The sequence below is a fragment of the Pantoea sp. GbtcB22 genome, from assembly GCF_019091025.1.
Classification (GTDB): Bacteria; Pseudomonadota; Gammaproteobacteria; order Enterobacterales; family Enterobacteriaceae; genus Pantoea; species Pantoea leporis.
On sequence record NZ_JAGXKB010000001.1, the window covers coordinates 771,788 to 795,669 of the forward strand.

Sequence of the window (23,882 nt, forward strand, 5' to 3'; positions counted from 1 at the left end):
CTAGCTGGAACAACTCACTTCCAGCGTTTTGCCCCACTCAGGTGGCCGTTGGCGCAACTCTGCGCTGACGGCCGCATCGCTAAACGGTTGCTGTAACGCGCTATGCAGCTTCGCTAACGCCGTGGTCTCGCCGTTCTCGACCTCTTCAATCACCTGCTGTGCCAGATAGTTGCGTAACACCAGCGCCGGATTCGCCGCCTTCATCACCGCCTGACGCTGCGCATCGCTGGCGTGGTCTTGCAACAAACGCTGGCGATAATCGCTGTACCAGCGATCAAAGGCCTCACGATCGATAAACTCATCACGCAACGGCGAACGGCTTTCATCTTGCTGCGTGTCGCTCAGCATGCGGAAGGTCAGCGTGTAATCACTGTGTTCCGCCGTCATCATCGACAGCAAGCCGGTCAGAAGCGTGTTGTCATTGGCATCCGCCGTCAGCAAGCCGAGTTTGGCACGCATTTTCTCCCCCCAAACGCGCATCAGCTCACCTTCATAATGACCCAGCGCCTGCTTAAGCTGCTCGGTGGTCATCAAGCCCGACAAGGCATGCGCCAGGCGATTAAGGTTCCACAAGCCAATCATCGGCTGATTTTCGAAAGCGTAGCGGCCCTGATAGTCACTGTGATTGCAGATGTAATCCGGCTGATAGTCGTCGAGGAAACCGTAAGGACCGTAATCCAGCGTTAAGCCCAGAATCGACATGTTATCGGTGTTCATCACGCCGTGCGCAAAGCCAACGCTCTGCCAATGGGCGATCAGGCTCGCCGTGCGTTTAACGATATCGGTGAACCACAGCAGGTAACGATCCGCTTCATCCTTGAGCTGCGACCAGTGATGGCGAATGGCGTAATCCGCCAGCTGGCGCACTTTGTCTTGTTCACCGCCGTAATAGAAATGCTCAAAATGACCGAAACGCAGATGGCTGTCGGCAATGCGCATCAGCATCGCACCGCGTTCCTGGGTTTCGCGTAGCACCGGCTCATCGCCAATGGCTAACGCCAGCGCGCGCGTGGTGGGAATGCCAAGATGGTGCAGCGCTTCAGACGCGAGGAATTCGCGTACGCTGGAGCGGATCACCGCGCGACCGTCGCCCATGCGCGAATAGGGCGTTAATCCGGCCCCTTTTAAGTGCCAGTCGAGCTTACGACCGTTTACCAGCTGCTGTTCACCCAACAGAATGCCGCGCCCATCGCCCAGCTGTCCGGCCCAGACGCCAAACTGATGGCCACTATAAACCTGCGCCAGCGGCGACATGCCGGGCAGCATTTCGCGTCCTGACCACACGCCATGCCCGCTGCCGGCGAACAGCGCATCGTCTAAACCCATCTCTTGTGCCAGCGGGGCATTGTGATAAAACAGCCGTCCGCCCACTAATGGCGTTGGGTCCAGCGCGGTGTAGAATCCGGGTAATTCTTGCTGCCAGCTATTGGTAAATTGCATCGACACTCCGGAAGGTGCGCTTAAATCAGGCACCCGCAAAAAGTTATAAGATAACAGAGAGTGTAACGCCGACGCGGCGCGGAAGACAGGCGAAAGGGTTACTGCTGCGAAGGCGTGTGTAAATTCAGGTCGGAATAGATGAGATCGTCAAGACGTTCAGCTTTCACCACCGGGAACAGGCTGCCCTGTAGCTGCGCACCACTCAACGTAGTCATCTTTTCCATCATGTGGTTATCGTCAATACCACAAATGATGATCTGGTCAGCAAAATCGGAAAAATTATTGATAACTGTCTGAATAAAAGGCGTAAACGAGGCGCGCTTGGCCAGGTTATGAATAAAGGCTTTATCCAGTTTTAACACGCTAAACAGATTATCGTACACCGCGGTTGCCGGTGCTTTTCCTGCGCCAAATTGTGAAAGCGATAAACGAAATTCACTTTGTAATGCTGCGAGCAATGGATGGGATTTACCCAAAGATAATTGCGGAAACGTTTCGCTGATATCTAAAACAATAAAAGGGATTTGTCGGAATTTCCTTAACAGAAATTCGCTGGCTAAAAGTGTATTGGCCATAGAATCATCAATACGTACCAATGCGGTAATTTGATTAATCTCAAAAAAGTCGCGGTACTTTTCCAGCAATGAAAGCTGGCTCTGCAGCAAACGTAATTGCTGCGCATCGTCCAATTGCGGCAACAGCAAATCCTGCGGCAGCGTAATAGGTGCGCTGTCGTGGACAAATTGCGTCACCAGCTCGACCGCAGTCAGCTGGCCCGCCAGAGAGTAAACTGGGTAAAACCAGGTTTCCGACTGATAGTCGGCAGACAAATGGACTTTCATTTTTCAAGCCAGAAGCAATGGCAATTGGCGCATCGTATATCAACGAATTCCACCAGGCAATAGGACCAAACGTTTGAAGAGGTGCCGTTTTAGGTCTTATTACGCTGATTTAAGCCGCAAATAATACTTAAGCCAAATAAGCCGGGGTTAATGTCCATACCAATTAAATAAATTTAGCTTTATTATTAGTATTAAATCGATAACGGGTAAAGTGCCATTTTAAATGATAGTTAAATATCGGCAGAATTCAGATTTAATTCAGGGTGAGATACCCTTTCTTTTTTCGCGTCTTTATTAAGCGATAACAACGCTATTTAGATGCGACGCGCCTGCCAAAATACTTTACGCCAGTAAACATTATCCAGCGACGAGCGGATCACACCCTGGCTGGTTGAGGCGTGAATAAAGGTGTTGTCGGTATCGTAAATACCGACGTGCAAACCGTTTTCTCCGCTGCCGGTTTTGAAGAACACCAGATCGCCAGGCAGCAGATCGCCCTTGTCGATGCGCGTACCAATGTCGGTTTGATCAATGGTCGAGCGTGGCAGCTGCATATCGAATTTATCGCGGAAGGTGAGATAGACGAAGCCGGAACAATCTACGCCACCGCGGCTTAATCCGCCATAGCGATACGGCGTTCCCCGCCAGCGGCTCAGCTGATCGTTGAGTTGGGCAATCACGGTGATAGAGTCAGACAAACGGCCATTCGGCGGCGGTGCATGATGGCTACAGCCCGCCAGCAACAGTGCCAAAATCAAAATTGTCAGCCGCATCCGCCTTTTCCTCTCTCCCTTGTCCGGCAGACACTGTAGCGGCAAAGCGCTACGGCACGCAATCCTCTGTCAGGGAATAAACAGCAGCGGACCTTGTGCGGTATCAATTTGTTCAAACGGGGTTTGGTAAAGCGGGGTTAAATGCGCAGCGGTCAGCACCTCGCAGGCCCTGCCCTGACGGACAACCGCGCCTTGATGCATTAACCACACGCGCTCGGCATGGCGCAGGCTGTGGTTGAGGTCGTGCCCGCTGGCAACAATCGCCAGGCCGCTGCAACACAGTTCAGCCAGCAGCTTATCGACCGAACGCTGTTGCGCCACGTCGAGTGCACTCATCGGCTCATCCAGTAGCAGGAGTTTGCCGCGTGGATTGACCGCCGGATGAACCTGCAACACCACAGCAGCCAACCGCACGCGTTGCCATTCGCCACCAGAAAGCTGCGTAAGACTGCGCGTCAGTTTGTCCTGCAGCGCTAACTGCGCGAGCACCTCTTTTAACACACAGTCTGTTTCCGCCGTTTGTGCGCTGATATGCATGCGTAAGTAATGCCACACCGGCATTTGTCCCGGTGCCATCTGCTGTTGCGGCAGCCAGCCGCGCAGCTGGGCCAATGCCGCACCGTTTAACGTAGATAGCGGCGCGCCATCCAGCAGAATGCTGCCCTGACTCGGCAACAAACCGGACAGCGCGTTGAGCAAGGTACTTTTGCCGGCGCCGTTCGGCCCCACCAGATGCACTAATTCACCGGCGTTAACGCTAAGTTCAACGGGAGCCAGCCGCCCTGTGACGCTGACTCCCTGACACTGCAATAGCATTTATTCGGCCAGCGCCTGCTCTACACTTTTCAGGATGATGGGATCGTCTGGCGTCATATCCGGTGAGAAGCGCGCAGTGACTTTGCCCTGCTTATTAATAAGGAATTTTTCGAAGTTCCACAGGATATCGCCTGGCGCTTTCGGCGCGCGCCCTTTGCTCTCCATGCGCTCGAGGAAACCGCTGCCTTCCGGGCGTTGCGCCACCGGCTGCGCCGCCGTCAGCTGCGCATAGAGAGGGTGACGATGCTCGCCGTTGACATCGGTTTTATCGAACATCGGGAAAGTGACGCCGTAAGTGGTGCTGCAAAAGGTTTTGATCTCTTCGTTACTGCCCGGCTCTTGCTCGAGGAACTGATTGCATGGGAAGCCAAGCACGCTGAACGGCTTATCCTGCCAGGCTTTCTGCAGCGATTCTAACTGCTCATACTGCGCCGTCAGGCCACATTTAGATGCCACATTGACTACCAGTAGCACCTTGCCCTCATAGGCCGCCAGCGTGGTTTTTTCACCGTCCAGCGTAACCAGTTCTGTCTGATAAATGCTCATCGTCGATTCCTGTTGTTGATAACACGTTGCCAGCCAAAGCTAGCGCGAAGACTTCACTAATAACATGATAAACAGCGGCGCGCCGAGCGTGGCCGTTACCACGCCAATCGGCAGTTCGGCAGAGGTTAACACCAGCCGCGCAATAATATCCGCGCCAAGCAGCACTGCGGCACCGGCTAACGCCGCCGCAGGCAACAAATAACGATGATCGCTAAAACCGCTGAGACGCAATAGATGCGGGATAACCAGACCAATAAAACCGATCGCACCCGCCATCGCTACGCTCACGCCCACCAGCCAGCCCATCGCCAGCACCAGCAGGTTGCGCCACAGCAGCAGCGGTAATCCGAGCTGACGTGCCGAGGTTTCGCCCAGCGCCAGCAAATTCAACGTGCGTGCGGTGGCGATCAGCAGCAGCGTTACCGGCAGCAGCGCCAACATCATCCAGCCATAGCGCCAGTCAATGCCGCTAAAGCCGCCCATCATCCAGTACATCAGCTGACGCAGATCGAGGCTGGTGCTAAAGTACACTGCCCACGTCATGATGGCGCTACAGATAATGCCAAGCGCTACGCCGGTCAGCAGTAAGCGGCTCACTGAGAGTTGTTTGTGAGCGAAGTGCAGCAGCATCAGCGTGATCAGCAGCGCACCGGCCATGGCCGCCAGCGCTAAGCTCCATAGCGAACCGTTACCGAGCATCACGCCTAATACCAGACCAATCCCCGCCCCATTAGACACGCCAAGTAAGCCGGGTTCCGCCAGCGGATTGTTGAACAGCGCCTGCATTACCACGCCGCACACCGCCAGCGCCGCACCCACCAGCAGCACCGCCAGCGTGCGCGGCATGCGCAGCTGCCAGACGAACAGATCGCCTTCCGCCGAAAACCATTGTGTGGGAGAGATCCAGCTGTCGCCGGCACACAGGCTAAGCCCGATGAGCAGCAATAGAAGCGCAATGAGTGCGATGAGCCAGCGCTGGCTGCGGCGATTTGCCTGGGAAGCAAGCTGATCCAGCAGAGTCATAGATAAGATTGGCTGAGAAAACAGAGATTTGATTGTAGTGGGATTACAGCAAAAAGAAAGCGGCGCTGTGGAGGCGCCGCTGGAGAAGCCTTACTGATGCGGAGGAAGCGGCTGACCATGATTATCACGCTTCTGCTGATTGTCACGCTGGTCGTGATGCTGCGGTTGCGGCTGACGTTTGTCGTCGCGGTGCGGTCCATTGCCCGGATGCTGCGCCTGCCAACCGTTACCGTTCCAGTAACCGTGCGGACCTTTGGTGCCAATGCGCTGGTTGTGGTGCTGTTTCCACCACGTTGGCGCGCGCCAGTCGTAGCCATCCCAATAGTAGCCACGTTTATCCTGATCGCCGATGTGCACCGAAACGCCCGGCGTGTTGATGTTGACGGAAACATTGGCGCCAGCCAGCAGCGGCATGCCTAACAAGACACTTAATAAAATTGCTGTCTTTTTCATTATTCAAACCCTTTGCTCTGTGATGGCGCTGTTATAACAAAAGTGTTGATGTCGTCACTATCGGTGAGGACCGATTTTCGCCTTATTTTCCGGATGCTTACTAAATCCTTACATCATGAATAAATCGTGCAGAGCGGCCAGATTTAAGGCAAAAAAAAGGCCGCTAAGCGGCCTTTTTGTCGTACTGAAATTAGTCAGCATCCTTGGGTGTCGCGTTCTCGACGCGACTTTTCAACTTCTGTCCCGGACGGAATGTCACCACTCGGCGCGCGGTGATAGGAATATCTTCCCCCGTCTTCGGGTTACGGCCCGGACGCTGGTTTTTGTCACGCAGATCAAAATTACCAAATCCGGACAGTTTTACCTGTTCTCCGTTTTCCAACGCGCGGCGAACCTCTTCAAAAAAAAGTTCTACCAACTCTTTGGCATCGCGTTTGCTCAACCCGAGTTTTTCAAACAGGTACTCTGACATTTCAGCTTTTGTAAGCGCCATAGGTTCAATCCCTCAAGGTTGCCTGGAATCGCTCTTTTAATGCCGCAACACATTTGGCAACGGTCGCGGCAATCTCCTCTTCTTCGAGTGTCCGGCTGGTATCCTGCAAAATCAGGCTAATCGCTAGGCTCTTTTCACCTTCGTTTACGCCCTTACCACGGTACACGTCAAACAAGTTTACGCCAACTACCTGATTTACGCCAACTTTCTTACACTCCGCAATGATATCTGCTGCAGGCACATTTTCAGCCACCACAACGGCGATATCACGACGGTTTGCCGGGAAGCGAGAAATCTCGCGCGCATCAGGCAGGACGCGGTCTGCGACCTTATTCCAAAGCAGTTCAAACACTAAGGTGCGACCATTCAGATCCAGCTTACGTTCCAGCTCTGGATGAACCACCCCGATAAATCCGATTCGTTCGCCGCGTAAATAAATTGCGGCGCTTTGTCCTGGATGCAGCGCCGGATTGGCTTCCGCACGGAAGGAAATCTCATCAAGTTTACCGGTCAAATCCAGCAGCGATTCTAAATCGCCTTTCAAATCATAGAAGTCAACCGTCTGACGCGCCAGATCCCAATGCTCTTCATAGCGATTGCCGCTTAAAACGCCGGCCAGCATAAGATCCTGGCGGATACCCAGATCGGCCTGTGTATCAGGAACAAAGCGTAAACCGCTTTCAAACAGGCGTACGCGGCCCTGCTGACGGTTTTGGTTATACACCACCGCGCCCAGCAAACCGGTCCACAGCGACAGGCGCATTGCCGACATATCGCTGGAGATTGGGCTGGGCAGGATCAGCGCCTCTTCGCCCGGATGCAGCAACTGCTGCAGTTTGGGATCAACGAAGCTGTAGGTAATCGCTTCCTGATAACCTTTATCTACCAACAGATTTTTCGCACGCTTCAGCGACAGGTCGGCTTCACGATGCTGCGTCATGATCAGGCTGGCTTTCACCGGCACATCAGGGATGTTGTTGTAGCCGTAAACGCGCGCCACTTCTTCGACCAGATCTTCTTCGATAGCCATATCGAAACGCCAGCTTGGCGCAACGGCTTGCCACTCACCTGCACTCACTTTCACTTCGCAACCCAAACGCGTCAGGATGTCAGTAACCTGTTCGTCAGCAATCACATGGCCAATCAGGCGATCGAGCTTTTCACGGCGCAGCGTGATGGTGGCGCGTGGCGGCAGCGCGCTCGCGTCAGTTTGGTCGATGACCGGGCCCGCTTCGCCGCCACAGATGTCGAGCAACAGTTGCGTCGCGCGTTCAATCGCTTTGTGCTGCAACGCTGGATCGACGCCACGCTCGTAACGATGTGACGCGTCGGTATGCAGGCCCTGACGGCGAGCGCGGCCGGTGATCGCCAGCGGATCAAAGTAGGCGCATTCGAACAGCACATTTTGCGTCTCTTCATTGACACCGGAATGCTCGCCACCAAAAATGCCGCCCATCGCCAGCGCTTTGTGGTGATCGGCAATCACCAGCGTGTCGCTGCTGAGTTTAGCTTCGGTACCATCCAGCAGCGTCAGCACTTCGCCCTCTTCTGCCATACGCACCACGATGCCGCCGTCGATGCGGTCGAGATCGAAGGCATGCATCGGCTGGCCAAGCTCCAGCAGTACAAAGTTGGTGATATCGACCACCGGATCGATTGAGCGAATACCGCAACGACGTAGCTTCTCACGCATCCACAATGGCGTAGCGGCTTTAACGTTGACACCTTTCACCACGCGGCCAAGGTAGCGCGGGCACGCGGCGGTGGCATCAACACGAATCGGGAAGGTATCGTTGATGGTGGCTTTTACCGGCTCAATTGCGGGTGCCGTCAGCGGCAAACCGTTCAAAACTGCTACATCACGCGCAATCCCGATGATGCCCAGGCAATCGGCGCGGTTTGGCGTGACGCTGATTTCAATGGTGTTGTCATCCAGCTGCAGATAGCTGCGGATGTCGGTGCCAATTGGCGCATCGGCTGGCAGCTCAATGATGCCATTGTGATCGTCGGAAATACCCAGCTCAGAGAAGGAGCACAGCATGCCTTCAGACGGCTCGCCACGCAGTTTTGCTGCTTTGATTTTGAAATCGCCCGGCAGCACAGCGCCAACGGTCGCCACCGCCACTTTCAGGCCCTGACGGCAGTTTGGCGCGCCGCAGACGATATCCAACAGGCGATCGCCACCGACGTTGATTTTGGTGACGCGCAGTTTGTCGGCGTTCGGATGCTGGCCGCACTCAACCACTTCACCCACCACGACACCGTGGAACGCACCGGCAACCGGATCCACGCCGTCCACTTCAAGGCCGGCCATGGTGATTTGCTCAGACAGCGCAGCGCTGTCCAGGGCTGGATTTACCCATTCGCGTAACCAGAGTTCACTGAATTTCATTGGATAACCTGCCCTTATTTAAATTGTTTGAGGAAACGTAAATCATTTTCGAAGAAGGCGCGCAGATCGGTCACACCGTAGCGCAGCATGGTGAGACGCTCCATGCCCATGCCAAACGCAAAGCCCGAATAAATTTCCGGATCGATGCCAACATTGCGCAATACGTTCGGGTGCACCATGCCGCAACCCAGCACTTCCAACCACTTGCCGTTTTTACCCATCACGTCCACTTCTGCGGACGGTTCGGTGAACGGGAAGTAAGAAGGACGGAAGCGAATTTGCAGATTCTCTTCGAAGAAGTTGTTGAGGAAATCGTGCAGTGTGCCTTTCAGGTTGGTAAAGCTGATGTCTTTATCGACAATCAAACCTTCCATCTGGTGGAACATTGGCGTGTGCGTCTGATCGTAATCGTTACGATAAACACGGCCTGGCGCGATGATGCGGATTGGCGGCTGCTGGTTTTTCATGGTACGGATCTGCACGCCTGAAGTTTGGGTGCGCAGCAGACGCGTGGCATCAAACCAGAACGTGTCGTGATCGGCACGCGCCGGGTGATGGCCGGGAATGTTCAGCGCATCAAAATTGTGGTAGTCGTCTTCGATTTCCGGACCTGTTACCACCGCGAAACCCAGTTCGCCGAAGAAGGTTTCGATACGATCAATAGTGCGGGTCACCGGATGCAAGCCGCCATTCTCAACGCGGCGGCCAGGCAGCGACACGTCGATGGTTTCCGCAGCCAGACGCGCATTCAGCTCCGCACTTTCCAGCGTCTCTTTGCGCGCGGTAAGGCGGTCCTGCACTTGCTGTTTGGCCTCGTTGATGACCGCACCCGCAGCCGGGCGCTCTTCTGCCGGCAGTTCACGCAGGGTGGTCATTTGCAGCGTCAGATGCCCTTTCTTACCCAGAAATTCGACGCGCACGGCGTCCAGAGCAGCGATATCCGCCGCCTCGTCGATGGCGGCCGTGGCACGAGCCACCAGGTCTGCGAGTTGGGACATGATTTCCTCTTCTTCCAGCCGGGCTGGTCAGTTCTCGTTGGGATCAGATGATCCGATTAAGTGTCGCCAGAAACAAAAAAGCCTCCACGAGGGAGGCTTTCAGCGCGATTTTTCGTTTCTTTTCTTATGCGCAAAAGCCCCTGATGTTCAGGCGCTAAAGTAAAAAAAGAAACGGAAAATAGCAGCATTCATGCTTGCGTTACCTTGTCATATTTAGAAACCGCACTATTGAAATGCGCAGCGGCCAAAATGTCAATCTTTTGCGTGAGTTGCGGGTAATAAAAAAGGGAGCAAGCTCCCTTTTTCAACTGACTTACGCCAGAGCTGATTTTGCTTTTTCAACAAGTGCAGTAAATGTCACTTTGTCGAATACAGCGATGTCAGCCAGAATCTTACGGTCGATTTCAATAGAGGCTTTTTTCAGGCCATTGATGAAACGGCTGTAAGAGATACCGTTCTGACGAGCCGCAGCGTTGATACGCGCGATCCACAGTTGACGGAACTGACGCTTACGTTGACGACGGTCACGGTAAGCATACTGACCAGCTTTGATAACAGCCTGGAAGGCAACGCGGTATACACGTGAACGTGCACCATAGTAGCCTTTAGCTTGTTTTAAGATTTTCTTGTGACGTGCGCGAGCAATTACACCACGTTTAACGCGAGCCATGTGAGCTCTCCTATATCATATTCTGTGATTTCCCTTCATCTTTCGTGCCGCAGCGGCGTTGGCTGTCTTCATTCATCCCAGTCACTTACTGATGTAAGTTAAGGGATTCATTCAGTTGCCGCCTTGCTGCAACCCGAAATCTTTCGGGGAATTAAACTAAAAAAAATTTACTTATGCGTACGGCAGGCAGGCAATAACCAGACCCAGATCGCCTTTAGACACCATGCCTTTCGGACGCAGGTGACGTTTACGCTTAGTAGACTTTTTAGTCAGAATATGACGCAGGTTCGCGTGCTTACGCTTGAAGCCGCCAGAAGCGGTCTTCTTGAAGCGCTTAGCGGCGCCACGTACAGTTTTAATCTTTGGCATTTTTACAAATATCCACTTCGCATTGTTAATAAAATGAATCAGACAGGCGAATAAAAATCCGCACAACGCAAGCGCTGCGCGGCATTATTACTTGAAGGCCTACTGTTTCTTCTTAGGAGCGAGCACCATGATCATCTGACGACCTTCGATCTTCGAAGGGAAGGATTCGACAATCGCCAGATCCATGTCTTCACACAGATCTTTACGGACGCGGTTAAGCACTTCCATACCGATCTGCTGGTGCGCCATCTCACGACCGCGGAAACGCAGCGTGATTTTGGCTTTATCACCCTCTTCCAGAAAGCGAATCAGGTTGCGTAGTTTGACCTGATAGTCGCCATCATCGGTACCAGGACGGAATTTGATTTCCTTAACCTGGATAACTTTCTGCTTCTTCTTCTGTTCCTTAGAAGACTTGCTTTTTTCATAAAGGAACTTGCCGTAATCCATGATACGGCAAACCGGCGGTTCGGCGTTCGGGCTGATTTCAACTAAATCTACGCCGGCTTCTTCAGCTTTCTCAATGGCTTCACGCAGGGTGACAATGCCAAGTTGCTCGCCGTCTACGCCAGTTAAGCGCACTTCGGTGGCACGGATTTCGCCGTTGATACGGTTCGGACGTGTTGGTTGTACTCGTTTTCCGCCTTTAATAACCTGTTTCCTCTAATTGGTGAAGATGTCGGCTGCGAATCTCTTGTTGCAGCTTCTCAACAAACACATCTACGTCCATGCTCCCAAGGTCTTTACCACGGCGGGTGCGCACGGCAACTTTGCCTGCTTCCACCTCTTTGTCACCGCAAACCAGCATATAAGGGACGCGACGTAATGTGTGCTCGCGGATTTTAAAGCCTATCTTCTCGTTTCTCAAGTCTGCTTTGACACGAATGCCAGCATTCTGCAATTTCTTCGTCAATTCACTGACGTATTCTGACTGACTGTCGGTGATATTCATCACCACAGCCTGCACCGGCGCCAGCCAACTCGGGAAGAATCCAGCGAATTCTTCGGTCAGGATGCCGATAAAGCGTTCCATTGAACCGAGAATTGCGCGATGGATCATTACCGGTGTCTGGCGGTCGTTGTTTTCGCCGACAAAAGTCGCGTCCAGACGCTTCGGCAGGGAGAAGTCTAGCTGAACGGTACCACACTGCCAGGCGCGGTCGAGACAATCGTACAGGGTAAACTCAATTTTAGGGCCGTAGAAGGCACCTTCTCCCGGCTGATATTCGAATGGAATATCATTCTCTTTCAGCGCTTCTGCCAAATCCACTTCCGCACGATCCCACATTTCGTCGGTACCGATACGTTTTTCCGGACGGGTCGACAGCTTCACCACGATTTTTTCAAAACCGAAGGTGCTGTACATGTCGTATACCATGCGGATACAGCTGTTCACCTCATCACGTACCTGATCTTCGGTACAGAAGACGTGAGCATCATCCTGGGTAAAGCCGCGCACGCGCATCAGACCATGCAAGGCACCTGATGGCTCGTTACGATGGCAGCTACCAAACTCCGCCATACGCAGCGGCAGGTCGCGGTAGGATTTCAGACCCTGATTAAAGATCTGAACGTGGCCTGGGCAGTTCATCGGCTTGATGCAATATTCACGGTTCTCTGAAGAGGTGGTGAACATGGCTTCTTTATAGTTCTCCCAGTGCCCGGTTTTCTCCCACAGCACGCGGTCCATCATGAACGGACCTTTCACTTCCTGATAGTCGTACTCTTTCAGCTTGGTACGCACAAACACTTCCAGCTCGCGGAAGATGGTCCAGCCGTCATTGTGCCAGAACACCATGCCCGGTGCTTCTTCCTGCATGTGGTAGAGATCGAGCTGCTTACCGATTTTACGGTGATCGCGCTTCGCCGCTTCTTCCAGACGCTGCAGATAGGCAGCCAACTGCTTTTTATCCGCCCAGGCCGTACCGTAAATACGCTGCAGCATTTTGTTGTCGCTGTTGCCGCGCCAGTAAGCCCCGGAGATTTTCTGCAGTTTGAAGTGATGGCAGAAACGCATATTCGGCACGTGCGGACCGCGGCACATGTCGATGTATTCTTCATGTTGATACAGGCCAGGACGATCGTCGTGGCTGATGTTCTCGTCAAGAATGGTGGTTTTGTAGCTTTCGCCACGCTCAGCAAACACGTCACGTGCTTCCTGCCAGCTCACCTTTTTCTTCACCACATCGTAGTTGGTTTCAGCCAGCTGGTGCATACGCTTTTCCAGCAGCTCAAGATCTTCCTGGGTTAAGGTATGTTCCAGGTCAACGTCATAATAGAAACCGTTATCAATCACCGGGCCGATCGCCATTTTGGTGTTTGGCCACAGCTGCTTAATCGCATGCCCTAACAGGTGCGCGCAAGAGTGACGAATGATTTCTAAACCGGCGTCGTCTTTAGCGGTAATAATCGCGACCTGAGCGTCCTCGGTGATCGGATCAACCGCATCAACCAATTCGCCATTCACGCGACCCGCAATGCAGGCTTTCGCCAAACCCGGTCCAATATCCAACGCAATATCCATCACGCTGACCGGACGGTCAAAGCTGCGCTGGCTGCCATCAGGAAGAGTAATTACTGGCATTTCATATCCTTAATTGCAGTGGTAAGCCACACGAAAGCCTACATGCAAAAATGAGTTTCATAGTGTGTAACCCGGCGTGATGTCAGACCCACGTTGTCGGAATGACGCCAGGAATGTAAAGCGGCGATGATAATAGCAGCTTTCGCCGCCGATCAAAACCCGTGCAGAGATTCGCTAAGCTAAAGAGAAATAAAAAAAACCGCTGCGAGGCACAGGCCTGGCAGCGGTGATTCACATCCGTCTCGCTTACATTGAGTATGAGAGCTGGATCGTGGTTTTGGTATCGGTACGATCCGGCGCAGATTCTGGCGGATTATTGTTCCAGGTCACGTTGTAGCCCAGCTTCAGCGCGAAATGGGCATTGATGGCCACCTGCAGCGCGGTTTCTGAGTTCAGCGTGGTGTCTTCACCGAAGCTGCTCAGCACAGAAACACCCTGGATAAATTTGGTGGTATCTGTCAGCTGCCATTGATAGCTCACTGCACCATAACCCAATGCTTTGGTTTCATGGCCGCCATCATGGAAATCGTCGTAACGCACACCCGGACCGAATTCAGCACGCAGTGAGTGAACCGGGCCGCTGAGGATCTGACGACCGTAACCGGCGGTCAGCACATCGCGTGAGTCATAACCGTTGAAACGGTCGCTTAGCCAGCTTGCCTGGCCAAACAGGTAATCAGCGCTATTGAGGTTATAGCGGCTACGGCCACCGATATTGTAAGTCTCAGATGAACGCTCATCATTTGAGGAGTTGTTTGCGGCGTTGCCCCACAGACTCAATGCGGTATTGGTTTGATACCACGTCATATTGGTAGACGCACTCAGCGAAGAACTGGTGGTGTTTCCAGTTTGAGCCAGGTAACCCGCTGAAGCGCTGCCTTCAAACGGCTTTTTCGCCGTTGCAGGGTCATCCATGGAGGTGAAAACGGCGTTATCTGCAAAGGCCTGGTGACAAAATGCTCCAGCAGAGAGCAATAAAACAGCGGACAGCTTGTTAAAGGCTTTCATTAAAAGTAATCCGTACGACAGTTTAAAAAACGAAGAGTCTGAAGCGTTTCTCCGGCCAATCAATGCAATTTACCGTAAGTTTTGTAAAAAAGTATGTATCCGCATAAAAAACCAGGAAAGCCGCTGGACCGCTCTTTTAATGGGACTTTTCCCATTTTCGCTGCGCATTATAGGGGGCAATTACTCAAATAGCAGCCTGAAGGCTACAAGATTTTTCTGAACTCTTTTGACAAAGCTTTACCTGCTATTTTAACTAATGAATTGGCTAAAATTCGCTCTATACAGCGCGCTGGTCTACGCTGAAATCTGTTCGATAACAATGAGGTGAATAATGAGTGACCATGATGTCAAACGTTACATTGTCACGTTGAAATATCAGGAAAGTGGACTCGGCGACGTGCAGTCAGTGAACAGCGCCATGATCAATGGCGGATACAGCACCACCTTAAGCGATGATGAAGGTCATCCACATGAGTTGGGCACCAATAGCTTCGGTATTGTCAGCGCGTTAGAGGAGCATGAAATAGCAGAGCAAGCCGCGGGATATGCCCAAATCGCGCTCGATCATAAACCTGAGGTCACCGTCATCACGTTAGAGGCGTTTCTGAAACAACAATCCTGACGCAGTGCAAAAAACGGCATCGACGCCAGGTTTGCTCAGGTTTTGCGCGTTACAATCGAACTCACGCAGCGAACAAAGAGGATTACCCGATGTGGTCAGCCATTAGTCGTCTGTTAAGCGAGTACGCCGGTGATGCCGAAATCACCGACCGTCAGGAACTTCCCGGTGGCGATGTCCATCCCGCCTGGCGCATCCGCTATGGCGAGTTGGATGTGTTCGTCAAATGTAACACCCGCGATATGCTCACCTTGTTCAGCTGGGAAGCCGATCAACTCGACCTGCTGGCGCGCACGCAAACCGTTCGCGTCCCGAAAGTGTATGGCGTTGGCAATGATCGTGATACCAGCTTCCTGCTGCTGGAATATATTCCGCCTCATCCCTTTACCGCACAGAGCGCTTTCCAGCTCGGCCAGCAGTTGGCGCATCTACACCAATGGAGCGAGCAACCGCAATTTGGTCTCGATTTCGACAACAACATCACCACCTCACCTCAGCCGAATAGCTGGTTACGCCGCTGGTCAGTGTTCTTCGCTGAGCAGCGCATCGGCTGGCAGCTGCAACTGGCCGCGGAAAAAGGCGTGCACTATGGCGATACCGAACTGATTGTTGATTGTGTGCAGCGCACGTTAGCCAACCACCATCCGCAACCTTCTTTATTACACGGCGATTTGTGGCCCGCCAACTGCGCCGGCAGCGCAGAGGGTCCGTGGTTGTTTGATCCCGCCTGCTATTGGGGTGATCGCGAATGCGATTTAGCGATGCTGAGTTACTACGCCGATTTGCCGCGCCAGATCTATGATGGCTACCAGGCTGTTTGGCCACTGGAAGACGGATTCTCGCAGCGTCAGCCGGTGTATCAGCTCTATTACCTGCTGAATCGCGCTAATGTTTTCGGCGGCAACTGGACGGGCGAAGCGCAGTTCGCCATCGGCCAGTTGTTAGATGAAGATGTGTTGGGCGGACGTCAGGCCAGACCGGCCTAACGTGTTACAGCATGCCGAGCAGTTTCAGCACAAAGTAGCCCGCGATAGCGATAATGATCGGCAGGATATAGAGCGGGAAAATCTGCAAGAAAATGGTGTGACGCGGGATGTGGATTTTCTCTTCCAGTTGCGCTCGCGTGCGCCCTTCACTGCCTTTGGCCTGTTCCATGATCAGCTGATCTTCAATTCCCTCTTTAATATGGCGCGACTGACGCCACATGCGCGCACCTGAAGCCTGCAGCGCTATGCCGACAAAGATCAGGATGTAGATCAGCCAAAACCCAATATTCGCGCCACCGTTAAATTCCGGCACCGGAGAGTTCTGCCAAAACACATTAAGAAACGGCGTATTGAACTTCACCATGTCGACCATGACATGCACAAAATCGAGCATCACGGCATCAATGCCCGGCTGCTTTTCACTGTGCTTAAACATAAAGCCCAGCAGCGAAATCATCGTGGATAACAATGCGGGTATAAAAATCACCCAGCCAGCCACTCGCTTGAGGATGGCGATGCGGCCAGCCTGTTGGTAAGTCATGGTGTCTCCCTGAACCAAAAATAGTTTTGCCTAAGTCTACCTGCACTACTGCAATTTTTCCTGAAAAATGCGTGGCCTGCCGCAAGTCGGCTTTATCCGGCTCTCGTGCTATGGTAAGCCAAATTTCTAAGGGAGCAGTTATATGTCATATCGTCGTCCTGTATTGGCCGCCATCTTTGATATGGATGGATTGTTGATCGACTCAGAACCGCTGTGGGATCGCGCGGAACTGGATATTTTCGCCAGCCTTGGCGTGGATATCACCCGCCGCCACGAGTTGCCCGATACGCTGGGTCTGCGCATCGATCAAACCGTGCGCATGTGGTTTGAAGCGCTGCCGTGGAGCGGCCCGGATCAACAGGAAGTGACGCAACGCATCATCGCCCGCGCGCTGGCGCTGGTGGAAGAGACGCGTCCGCTGCTGCCTGGCGTGGAGCAGGCGCTGCAACTGTGCCAGCAGCAAGGTTTGAAAATCGGCCTCGCCTCCGCCTCGCCGCTGCACATGCTGGAGCGCGTGCTGGAGATGTTTGACCTGCGCAAATACTTTGATGTGCTGGCGTCCGCGGAAGCGCTGCCGTACAGCAAGCCGCATCCGCAGGTCTATCTCGACGCCGCAGCCAAACTGGGTATCGATCCGCTTAACTGCGTCACGCTGGAAGATTCTTTCAACGGCATGATCGCTACCAAAGCCGCACGCATGCGTTCAATTGTGGTGCCGGCGGCCGAGCATCGTGAAGATGCGCGTTGGGCGCTGGCCAATGTGATTCTTGATGATTTAACCCAGCTCAAACCCGAACATCTGCACGGTTAATCGCAGCCCGCTTAACGCGGGCTTTTTTATGCAACTTGATCGCGCACGCAAATAAATAAAACATCGTTTCATTTTTATTGAATTCACATCTCATCCTGCCTAAGATGCCCAAAGACCCGCATCGGGACCACTTCCTTTGACTCTTGAGAGGCCTGAGATGGACATTCGTCAAAGCATTCATAGCGAGCATGCCAAAACCCTGGACACGGACGGCTTACGCCGTGAGTTTCTGATCGACAAGATTTTCGACGCCGACAATTACACCCTCACTTACAGCCAAATCGATCGCATCATTATCGGCGGCGTGATGCCGGTGCAGAAACCGGTGACTATCGGCCATGAAGTGGGTAAGCAGCTGGGCGTAAGTTACTTTCTCGAACGCCGCGAACTCGGCGTAATCAACATCGGTGGACCCGGGGTGATTGAAGTGGATGGCAAAACCTGGGAGATTGGTCAGCAGGAAGCGTTGTATGTCGGACAAGGCGCGCAGAGCGTGGTTTTCCGCAGCAGCGATGCCAGCCGCCCGGCGAAGTTTTACTACAATAGCGCGCCGGCACACACCCATTATCCAGACAAAAAAATCACCCTCGACGAGGCAGTGAAAGCCACGCTCGGCGACGCGGCCACCTCGAACCGCCGCACCATTAACAAATTCATCGTGCCCGACGTGTTGCCAACCTGCCAGTTAACCATGGGATTAACCCGCCTTGATGACGGCAACTTGTGGAACACCATGCCGTGTCATACCCACGAACGTCGCATGGAAGTCTATTTCTATTTCGATATGGCCGACGACAGCGCCGTGTTCCACATGATGGGCCAGCCGCAGGAGACGCGTCATCTATTGGTCCATAACGAGCAAGCGGTGATTTCACCAAGCTGGTCGATTCATGCGGGCGTGGGAACGCAGCGCTATACCTTTATCTGGGGCATGGTGGGCGAAAACCAGGTATTTGATGACATGGACCACGTCAACATCAGCGCACTGCGCTAACAAGGAGCGAATCATGATACTCAACGCATTTAATCTTGCAGGCAAAATCGCGCTGGTCACCGGCTGCAATACCGGTTTAGGCCAAGGTATGGCGCTGGGTCTGGCGCAGGCGGGATGTGACATTATTGGCGTTAACCGCGCCGGACCGGATGATACGCAGGCCAAAGTTGAGGCATTAGGCCGCCGTTTTTGGTCAATTCAGGCCGATCTGACCAAGCCGTCCATCGTGCCGCAAATTGTTGAACAGGCGGTGGCGCTTGCCGGTCGCATCGATATCCTGGTGAATAACGCAGGCATCATTCGCCGCGAAGATGCACTCAACTTCAGCGAGCAGGATTGGGATGATGTGATGAACATCAACAGCAAAAGTCTGTTCTTCCTGTCACAGCAGGTCGCCCGGCAGTTTATCGCGCAAGGCAATGGCGGCAAGATCATCAATATCGCCTCGATGCTGTCGTTCCAGGGCGGCATTCGCGTGCCTTCTTATACCGCATCAAAAAGCGCAGTGATGGGGTTAACCCGTTTGATGGCCAACGAATGGGCGAAGCACGGCATCAATGTTAACGCCATTGCGCCGGGCTACATGGCCACCAATAACACGGAACAGCTGCGCAGCGATGAGTCACGCAACGAGGAGATTTTAGGCCGCATTCCATCAGGTCGCTGGGGCATCCCGGACGACATGATGGGCCCGATTGTGTTCCTCGCCTCCAGCGCCTCCGACTATGTGCAAGGTTATACGTTGGCCGTCGACGGCGGATGGTTAGCGCGCTAGGCTAACCCGTTCTTTTCCCGCGTCATTGTGACGCGGGAAAGTGAAAAATATTAACGCTTCGTTACAGCGTCACCATTCTCATTCACTGGATAAATCCCTATACTGGATGCATCGACAGTTTTATGCAGCCAGGTTTCATCATGACGGCCGAAGGCCATATCATTTTTGCCATTGCCAGCGCCATTTTTGCCAAGCGCGCGGAGCTGACGCCAGTATTGGCCAGCGCCGACTGGTGGCATTTAGTGCCTGCTGCGCTGTTAACCTGCCTGCTGCCCGATATCGATCACCCTAAATCCGTGTTAGGCCAGCGCTTAAGGTGGCTATCGCATCCCATCGCCCGCATCTTTGGTCATCGCGGTTTTACCCACAGTTTGCTGGCGGTGGCGGTGAGTTTGTGGCTATTCCAGATCAATGTACCCGCCGACTGGTTTCTTCCCGCCGACGTGCTGCAAGGCATGACGCTCGGCTATCTCAGCCATATTGTCGCCGATATGCTCACGCCCGCCGGCGTGCCGCTACTGTGGCCCTGCCGCTGGCGCTTCCGTTTGCCCATCCTGAATAGTCAAAAAGGTAACCAGCTGGAGCGCGCACTTTGTCTGGCGCTGGTCGGTTATGCGTTATGGTTCCCGCCCGGCATGCCCTCTTTTGGTGCCAACGGCTGGCCGGAGCAACTGTTCAATACGCTACAAAATGGCGTCGGTCGGTTGGTTAATGGTCAAAACGGTTAATAAGCAGTCGAATCAAGCGTTAAAGTTATAAAGCATTCTTTTTGGGTATAAGCCCGCCCCACGCTGAACTGATAACATTCCAAATATTCCCTAACGGGAACTTACTGTTTTTCGTGCCATCCCAGGATGGCGCGTCACACTCTGGAGTTGAGCATGGATTTTCCCCTCATTATTAATATCGTGGCGTTTATCGCACTCCTGATTCTGCTGAATCGGATTGGCAACCAAAGCTGGAGCCTGTCCAAACGCGTGCTGACCGGTTTGGTTTTCGGTGTGGCCTTTGGTCTGGCGCTGCAAACCATCTATGGCGAAAACAGCCCAACCGTGAAAGCGTCGATTGGCTGGTTCAATATCGTCGGTAACGGCTACGTGCAATTGTTGCAGATGATCGTGATGCCGCTGGTGTTCGCCTCGATCCTGAGCGCGGTCGCACGTCTGCACAATGCCTCATCGCTGGGTAAAATTAGCGTGCTGACCATTGGCGTGCTGCTGTTTACCACCGCAATCTCCGCGCTGGTCGGCGTGCTGGTGACCGGCCTGTTTGGCCTTAGCGCTGAAGGTCTGGTGCAAGGTGCGCAGGAAACCGCGCGTCTGAGCGCGATTCAGAGCAACTACGTGGGCAAAGTGGCTGATCTCAGCACGCCACAGCTGCTGCTCTCCTTCATTCCGAAAAACCCGTTTGCCGATCTGGCGGGCGCCAATCCCACCTCGATCATCAGCGTAGTGATTTTCGCCGCCTTCCTCGGTGTGGCGGCGCTGCAACTGCTGAAAGATGACAAGGTAAAAGGCGAGCGCGTGCTGGTGGCCATCGATACCCTGCAATCCTGGGTCATGAAGCTGGTGCGTTTGATCATGAAGCTGACGCCGTACGGTGTGCTGGCGCTGATGACCAAAGTAGTAGCCGGTTCCAACCTGCAGGACATCATCAAGCTGGGTGGCTTTGTGGTGGCCTCTTATCTCGGTCTGGCGATCATGTTTGCCGTACACGCGCTGCTGCTGTCGGTTAACGGCATCAATCCAATGCGCTTCTTCCGTAAAGTATGGCCGGTGATCACCTTCGCCTTCACCAGCCGTTCCAGCGCCGCCAGTATTCCACTGAACGTGGAGACTCAAACGCGTCGCCTGGGCGTGCCAGAATCGATCGCCAGCTTCTCGGCGTCATTTGGTGCCACCATCGGCCAGAACGGCTGTGCCGGTCTCTATCCCACCATGCTGGCGGTGATGGTTGCGCCAACCGTGGGCATCAACCCTTTTGATCCGATGTGGATTGCAACGCTGGTAGGTATTGTGACGCTGAGTTCTGCCGGTGTGGCTGGCGTCGGCGGCGGCGCCACCTTCGCCGCGCTGATCGTGCTGCCGGCGATGGGCCTGCCGGTCACGCTGGTCGCGCTGCTGATCTCCATCGAACCGCTGATCGATATGGGGCGTACCGCGCTCAACGTTAATGGTTCAATGACCGCCGGTTCACTCACCAGCCGCTGGCTCGGATTGACCGACAAGAAAGTGCTGGAGAGCGACGAACACGCCGAACTGGCACACCGCTAAATTAATGAGTTGCAACAATGGCAGATCGCAAGATCTGCCTTTTTTCATGCCTGCGATATGCCCCGTAAGGTCGCCGTTTTATGACGACCTTCCCCGCTTTCCTCCCCAATTCAACCCAATCATGGCGCTAGCGTCAGGAAAGCGTTAAGCATGGTAAACAGAGGAAAAATCAGCCGCTTTTCGCTTGAGTTTTCGCTCAGGAAGGCCAATTCTGCTGTTAATCACAGCAGGAGAATCACCGATGAAAACAGTTATCGCCTCGGTGCTGGCGTTAACCTTATTAACACCAGCCATCAGTTTTGCCCATCCCGGCGGTTGGGGCCCCGGCCCAGGCCCGCATTGGGGTGGAGGTCCACGTTGGGGCGGTCCCGGCCCGCTGCGTTTCCTACCCGAAGCAGCAACCGCCGTTTTGCTGGGCGGTCTGACCTATTACATGCTGAACGGTAACTACTATCAGCGTCAGGGCGACACCTATGTAGTGGTGCAGCCGCCTGAAGCCCCGCCGGGCGGCGGTATGCGCGTGCTGGATTTCAACGGCAAGCGTTATTACGTGCAGGAAGGTCATTACTACCAGCGCGAGATCGGCGGAGAGTATATCGAAGTGCCGCGTCCTTACGGTTTATAAGCGCCACAACGAAAAACGGCCCGTCAATGACGGGCCGTTTCTTATTCTGCTGCGATTACTGAGCCGCTTGCGGATCGGTATCGTAGTCTTTACAGCTCTGGAAACCGTAGTTCATGACGCGACCGGTATCGTTATAGCTCACGAAGTAGGTCTGCGGTTTGCCGTCGCGCTCGCCAATCACGTAAGTCTGGCAAGTACCGCGGGCGTGAACCATGGTGATTTCAGTAGACGCTGGGCCGGCAATCTGGCGAACCTGATCGCGCGTCATGCCTTTCTTAACATCCTTCACTACCGGCTTGGTTACGTAGCTTTCGGCTTTGTCATAAGTCGTACAACCAGACAGGGCTGCCAGCGTCATAGCGGCAGCGATACATCCCATCACTTTATTCATGTTGTTGTTCCTCGTTTTTTTGTCCGTGTGAAATTAGCCTGGAACATAAATCCAGATTTATCAACTTTATGGGATAAATTTAGCTAAATTCCGAAGCGTTAGGATTTGGTAAAAATGCTGTGTTGATGCGCTACGGTTCGTATAATCACCCGCGAAAAAATACCTATAGCAATGAATAAAGACAGAGGATTAATGACACCTGCACCTTCTCATCGGCTGGTTTATGCCATCACGCTGGGCCTGCTCGCTGCACTCGGGCCACTTTGTATCGATCTATATCTGCCGGCGCTGCCGGAGCTGGCGCGCGATCTGCACACCGAAACCGCCACGGCGCAGCTGAGCCTCACCGCCGGCTTGCTGGGTTTAGGTGCGGGTCAATTGCTGTTTGGGCCAATGAGCGACAAGTTTGGTCGCCTCCGTCCGCTGCTGTTATCGCTGGTGCTGCTGTTTATTGCCTCGATTGGCTGTGCGCTGGCAAAAGACATCCACTCGCTGCTGGTAGCGCGTCTGTTTGAAGGTTTGGCAGGCGCCGGCGGCGCGGTGCTGTCGCGTGCAATTGCCCGAGATATGTATAGCGGCCATGAGCTGACGCGTTTCTTTGCACTGCTGATGCTGGTCAATGGTTTAGCGCCGATTGGTGCGCCGGTGCTGGGCGGCGCCTTGATGACGGTGCTTAACTGGCGCGGCATTTTTGTGGTGCTCGGCTGCATCGCCGTCGTGCTGATCTTCCTTGCCCGCTGGAAATTGCACGAAACTTTACCGCCAGCGCGCCGCAGTCAGGGCTCGATTTTTTCCGCCTGGGCGGCGCTCGGCCAGGTCGTCACGCATCGGCAGTTTATGGGCTTCTGCCTGACGCAAGGTTTTATGATGTCCGGCATGTTTGCCTATATCGGCGCCTCGCCGTTTGTACTGCAACAGCTGTACGGCCTGACGCCGCAAGCCTTTAGCTTCTGCTTCGCTGCCAACGGCTTCGGCCTGATTATTGCATCACAAACCAGTGCACGCCTCTGTCCGCTGTGGGGAGAATATCGCGTACTGAAAGGTGGCCTGACGCTGGCGTTTGTTGCGTCGAGCTGCTTGCTGCTGGCGGGACTTACCGACACAGCGCTGCCAGTTCTGCTGGTCGCGCTGTTCTTCACCATCGCCAGTAATGGCGTGATCGCCACCACCGCTTCTTCGCTGGCGATGCAGAGCCAGGGCCAGCGCGCGGGCAGCGCCTCGGCGGTGATTGGCGTCGGCATGTTCACCTTTGGTGCCATCAGCGTACCCATTACCGGCCTGGGCGGCACCTCGGTCGCGAGCATGACCGGCACCATCTTTGGCTGCTTTATGCTGGCGATTGTGTCGTTCAATCTGCTGGTGCAGAAGGCAAAAAACGTCTGATTTGCCAGCAAATAACCTGAACAACCAGCCGTGCGGCTTGTTGTTTGTGGGGAGAGGCGTTAGCTTTAGCAGATGAT

General features: G+C 53.9%; 27 protein-coding genes and 1 other annotated feature. Of the genes, 9 read left to right on the forward strand and 18 right to left on the reverse strand.

All coding sequences use genetic code 11. The features are described from left to right. From KVT28_RS03585 to KVT28_RS03660, 16 genes are all read right to left on the reverse strand, one after another. Entirely contained in the window at positions 1 to 1,440 is a 1,440-nt protein-coding gene (locus tag KVT28_RS03585) for a YdiU family protein (RefSeq protein ID WP_217546815.1), read from the reverse strand. 98 nt (positions 1,441 to 1,538) lie between these two features. Further along, positions 1,539 to 2,282 (reverse strand): EAL domain-containing protein, encoded by a 744-nt coding sequence (locus tag KVT28_RS03590; protein ID WP_101764567.1) that lies wholly within the window; start codon positions 2,280 to 2,282, stop codon positions 1,539 to 1,541. Positions 2,283 to 2,596: 314 nt separating this feature from the next. Continuing rightward, on the reverse strand, positions 2,597 to 3,055 hold the full coding sequence (locus tag KVT28_RS03595) for an NlpC/P60 family protein (RefSeq protein WP_101764568.1): 459 nt from the start codon (positions 3,053 to 3,055) through the stop codon (positions 2,597 to 2,599). A 69-nt stretch (positions 3,056 to 3,124) separates the two neighbouring features. Next, positions 3,125 to 3,871, reverse strand: a complete 747-nt coding sequence (gene btuD, locus KVT28_RS03600; protein WP_217546818.1) for a vitamin B12 ABC transporter ATP-binding protein BtuD — start codon at positions 3,869 to 3,871, stop codon at positions 3,125 to 3,127. Continuing rightward, positions 3,872 to 4,417, reverse strand: a complete 546-nt coding sequence (locus tag KVT28_RS03605; RefSeq protein ID WP_217546820.1) for a glutathione peroxidase — start codon at positions 4,415 to 4,417, stop codon at positions 3,872 to 3,874. 39 nt (positions 4,418 to 4,456) lie between these two features. Beyond that, complete coding sequence (btuC, locus tag KVT28_RS03610) at positions 4,457 to 5,440, reverse strand: vitamin B12 ABC transporter permease BtuC (protein WP_101764571.1); 984 nt, start codon at positions 5,438 to 5,440, stop codon at positions 4,457 to 4,459. 90 nt (positions 5,441 to 5,530) lie between these two features. After that, entirely contained in the window at positions 5,531 to 5,893 is a 363-nt protein-coding gene (locus KVT28_RS03615) for a DUF2502 domain-containing protein (protein ID WP_217546823.1), read from the reverse strand. 190 nt (positions 5,894 to 6,083) lie between these two features. Beyond that, entirely contained in the window at positions 6,084 to 6,386 is a 303-nt protein-coding gene (gene ihfA, locus KVT28_RS03620) for an integration host factor subunit alpha (RefSeq protein WP_007892687.1), read from the reverse strand. A gap of 4 nt (positions 6,387 to 6,390) precedes the next feature. Continuing rightward, positions 6,391 to 8,778 (reverse strand): phenylalanine--tRNA ligase subunit beta, encoded by a 2,388-nt coding sequence (pheT, locus tag KVT28_RS03625; protein ID WP_217546825.1) that lies wholly within the window; start codon positions 8,776 to 8,778, stop codon positions 6,391 to 6,393. A gap of 14 nt (positions 8,779 to 8,792) precedes the next feature. Then, positions 8,793 to 9,776, reverse strand: a complete 984-nt coding sequence (gene pheS / locus KVT28_RS03630) for a phenylalanine--tRNA ligase subunit alpha (protein WP_101764574.1) — start codon at positions 9,774 to 9,776, stop codon at positions 8,793 to 8,795. A 71-nt stretch (positions 9,777 to 9,847) separates the two neighbouring features. Then, positions 9,848 to 9,973: a sequence feature (Phe leader region), on the reverse strand. Further along, positions 9,924 to 9,968, reverse strand: a complete 45-nt coding sequence (gene pheM / locus KVT28_RS03635) for a pheST operon leader peptide PheM (protein ID WP_106120997.1) — start codon at positions 9,966 to 9,968, stop codon at positions 9,924 to 9,926. Its footprint overlaps the feature before it by 45 nt. Before the next feature lie 116 nt (positions 9,974 to 10,089). Then, the gene (gene rplT, locus KVT28_RS03640; protein WP_007892678.1) at positions 10,090 to 10,446 is read right to left on the reverse strand and encodes a 50S ribosomal protein L20; all 357 of its coding nucleotides are present in this window, start codon (positions 10,444 to 10,446) and stop codon (positions 10,090 to 10,092) included. Between the two features lie 171 nt (positions 10,447 to 10,617). Next, positions 10,618 to 10,815: a 50S ribosomal protein L35 gene (rpmI, locus tag KVT28_RS03645; protein ID WP_004157374.1), complete on the reverse strand. Its 198-nt coding sequence runs from the start codon at positions 10,813 to 10,815 to the stop codon at positions 10,618 to 10,620. A gap of 99 nt (positions 10,816 to 10,914) precedes the next feature. After that, a complete protein-coding gene (infC, locus tag KVT28_RS03650; RefSeq protein WP_036621995.1) occupies positions 10,915 to 11,466 on the reverse strand; it encodes a translation initiation factor IF-3 in 552 nt (183 codons plus the stop codon). After that, on the reverse strand, positions 11,462 to 13,399 hold the full coding sequence (thrS, locus tag KVT28_RS03655; RefSeq protein WP_101764575.1) for a threonine--tRNA ligase: 1,938 nt from the start codon (positions 13,397 to 13,399) through the stop codon (positions 11,462 to 11,464). The genes infC and thrS overlap by 5 nt, the downstream gene beginning before the upstream one ends. Before the next feature lie 246 nt (positions 13,400 to 13,645). Beyond that, a complete protein-coding gene (locus tag KVT28_RS03660; protein ID WP_101764576.1) occupies positions 13,646 to 14,407 on the reverse strand; it encodes a YdiY family protein in 762 nt (253 codons plus the stop codon). 331 nt (positions 14,408 to 14,738) lie between these two features. On the opposite strand from KVT28_RS03660, the gene ghoS reads away from it, so the two are divergent. Together ghoS and KVT28_RS03670 are read left to right on the forward strand one after the other, a co-directional pair. After that, on the forward strand, positions 14,739 to 15,029 hold the full coding sequence (gene ghoS, locus KVT28_RS03665) for a type V toxin-antitoxin system endoribonuclease antitoxin GhoS (protein ID WP_101764577.1): 291 nt from the start codon (positions 14,739 to 14,741) through the stop codon (positions 15,027 to 15,029). An 89-nt stretch (positions 15,030 to 15,118) separates the two neighbouring features. Continuing rightward, on the forward strand, positions 15,119 to 16,012 hold the full coding sequence (locus KVT28_RS03670; protein ID WP_101764578.1) for a fructosamine kinase family protein: 894 nt from the start codon (positions 15,119 to 15,121) through the stop codon (positions 16,010 to 16,012). Between the two features lie 4 nt (positions 16,013 to 16,016). On the opposite strand, the gene KVT28_RS03675 is transcribed toward KVT28_RS03670, so the two are convergent. After that, positions 16,017 to 16,553 (reverse strand): YniB family protein, encoded by a 537-nt coding sequence (locus KVT28_RS03675; RefSeq protein WP_101764579.1) that lies wholly within the window; start codon positions 16,551 to 16,553, stop codon positions 16,017 to 16,019. Between the two features lie 142 nt (positions 16,554 to 16,695). Here KVT28_RS03675 and hxpB point away from each other — a divergent pair, with 142 nt between their 5' ends. The 6 genes from hxpB (at position 16,696) to KVT28_RS03705 (ending at position 22,031) form a co-directional block, all read left to right on the forward strand. Continuing rightward, positions 16,696 to 17,364 carry a hexitol phosphatase HxpB gene (gene hxpB / locus KVT28_RS03680; RefSeq protein WP_101764580.1) on the forward strand — a complete coding sequence of 223 codons (669 nt, stop codon included), beginning with the start codon at positions 16,696 to 16,698 and terminating at the stop codon, positions 17,362 to 17,364. A gap of 157 nt (positions 17,365 to 17,521) precedes the next feature. Beyond that, the gene (gene kduI / locus KVT28_RS03685; RefSeq protein WP_217546828.1) at positions 17,522 to 18,358 is read left to right on the forward strand and encodes a 5-dehydro-4-deoxy-D-glucuronate isomerase; all 837 of its coding nucleotides are present in this window, start codon (positions 17,522 to 17,524) and stop codon (positions 18,356 to 18,358) included. 13 nt (positions 18,359 to 18,371) lie between these two features. Continuing rightward, positions 18,372 to 19,133 carry a 2-dehydro-3-deoxy-D-gluconate 5-dehydrogenase KduD gene (gene kduD, locus KVT28_RS03690; protein WP_101764582.1) on the forward strand — a complete coding sequence of 254 codons (762 nt, stop codon included), beginning with the start codon at positions 18,372 to 18,374 and terminating at the stop codon, positions 19,131 to 19,133. 140 nt (positions 19,134 to 19,273) lie between these two features. Next, entirely contained in the window at positions 19,274 to 19,861 is a 588-nt protein-coding gene (locus KVT28_RS03695; protein WP_101764626.1) for a metal-dependent hydrolase, read from the forward strand. 153 nt (positions 19,862 to 20,014) lie between these two features. Beyond that, a complete protein-coding gene (locus tag KVT28_RS03700) occupies positions 20,015 to 21,406 on the forward strand; it encodes an L-cystine transporter (RefSeq protein ID WP_008102914.1) in 1,392 nt (463 codons plus the stop codon). Between the two features lie 241 nt (positions 21,407 to 21,647). Continuing rightward, a complete protein-coding gene (locus KVT28_RS03705) occupies positions 21,648 to 22,031 on the forward strand; it encodes a DUF6515 family protein (protein WP_101764583.1) in 384 nt (127 codons plus the stop codon). Positions 22,032 to 22,086: 55 nt separating this feature from the next. On the opposite strand, the gene osmE is transcribed toward KVT28_RS03705, so the two are convergent. After that, positions 22,087 to 22,422, reverse strand: coding sequence for an osmotically-inducible lipoprotein OsmE (gene osmE / locus KVT28_RS03710; RefSeq protein WP_007892614.1), 336 nt, complete (start codon positions 22,420 to 22,422; stop codon positions 22,087 to 22,089). A 192-nt stretch (positions 22,423 to 22,614) separates the two neighbouring features. Between osmE and KVT28_RS03715 the strand changes: the two genes are divergently transcribed. Then, positions 22,615 to 23,805 (forward strand): multidrug effflux MFS transporter, encoded by a 1,191-nt coding sequence (locus KVT28_RS03715; protein ID WP_217546831.1) that lies wholly within the window; start codon positions 22,615 to 22,617, stop codon positions 23,803 to 23,805. The last annotated feature ends 77 nt before the right edge of the window (positions 23,806 to 23,882 follow it).